Genomic DNA, 1,453 nt, shown 5'->3' with positions numbered 1-1,453 from the left:
CCGACGAACCCGTGCGCCAGGTACTGCGCCGCGCGGCCGACTTCGCGGCCGGCCGGCCCCAGCCCCCCGACGCCCGGCCGGTGATCGGCGAACAGGACCTGCTCGCCGCGCTCCTGGACACCCCCAGTGGCCTCGCCGGCGGGTTCTTCCGGGACGTGGGCATCGACTTGGACCGCCTGCGCCGCTTCGCCGACACGTACTACCGCGAACCCGCCGACCCCGCCCCGGGAAAGAGCGCGGTCGTGCCCACGCCCGAGGAGGCCGTGCGCTGGGTACGCTCCCGGCTGATCGGCCAGGAGAACGTGGTCGATCGGCTCGCCTTCCACATCGAGACGATCAAGCGTTCGCTCTCGCGCGGCTTCCGGCCCGACGACCGCCCGCGCGCCGCGTTGCTGCTGTGTGGGCCCAGCGGATCCGGCAAGACGATGACCGCGCGACTGCTCGCGCACGTGGTCTACGGCTCGCAGGAGGACGTGATCGTCTTCGAGATGGGGCAGTTCAGCTCCCGCGAGTCGATCAACAACTTCATCGGCGCCCCGCCCGGCTATGTGGGCTTCGGCGAGGGCAAGTTGACCAACGGACTGCGCGACAACCCCCGCCGGGTCTTCCTGTTCGACGAGGTCGAGAAGGCCGACGCGCGCGTGCTCGACGCGCTGTTGCGGCTGCTCGACGAGGGCAGGATCAGCGACCCCGCCGGGCCCGTGCGCGAGGCGCACGACGCCGTGGTGGTCCTGACCACCAACCTCGGCGCGGCCGGCTCCGGAGCGGAGGTCGCCCAGCCGGAAGTGGACAGCGTGGACAGTCTGATCGGGTCCATCCTCGACGAGGGCTCGGCCGCCGACACGGCCGCCAACGCCCGCCTGCGCCGGGTCCTGGAGGGCTTTTTCCGGCCCGAGTTCCTCAATCGCGTCGACGAGGTCATCCTCTACTCGCCGTTCGGGCCCACCGAGTTGCGCGGCATCGCCGAGACCGGTCTGGGCCGACTCGCGGAGCGGTTGCGCGAGCAGATCTCCGTCGACCTCACCTGGACCGACGAGGCCGCCGCGCACCTGGCCACGATCGCGTGGCGCGGGCGCCCGGACGAGGCCGCGCGCGGCGTCAACCGCTGCGTCAACGCGGTGGTGCCGGCGATCCTGCGCCTGCTCGACGAGGCCGACGCAGACGGCCGACCGCTCACCGCGGTGCGGGTGGCGGTCGTCGCGGGAGCGCTCACCGTGGGAGCCGCCGATGACTGACCGGGCGACCAGGACCGACCAGGTACCGACGACACCGACGGCGGACCGGGCGACGACGACCGACCGGGCCGTGCCGACCGACCGGGCGACCCTGCGCGCGTTCGCGATCCGGCTGCGCGAACGGGCCGGCGGGGACGGCACGCTCGACGGTGACGCCTACGCGAGCCTGCGCGCGGCGGGCGAGCCGCACGCGCAGCCGTGGAGCGCGCGGGCCGAGG

General features: G+C 73.6%; 2 protein-coding genes. Both read left to right on the top strand.

Annotated elements, in window-relative coordinates; genetic code table 11:
• Positions 1–1,235, top strand: a 1,235-nt coding sequence (locus tag GT354_RS46185) for an AAA family ATPase (RefSeq protein WP_161363545.1), incomplete at its 5' end; no start/stop codon positions are given.
• Positions 1,228–1,453: hypothetical protein (locus GT354_RS46180; protein WP_161363543.1), on the top strand; the 226-nt coding region annotated here is incomplete at its 3' end. The genes GT354_RS46185 and GT354_RS46180, both read left to right, overlap by 8 nt.

Source organism: Streptomyces sp. SID3343 (assembly GCF_009865215.1).
GTDB lineage: Bacteria > Actinomycetota > Actinomycetes > Streptomycetales > Streptomycetaceae > Embleya.
The sequence above is the reverse complement of the archived record's forward strand: the minus strand, read 5'-3'. Positions and strand labels throughout refer to the sequence as shown.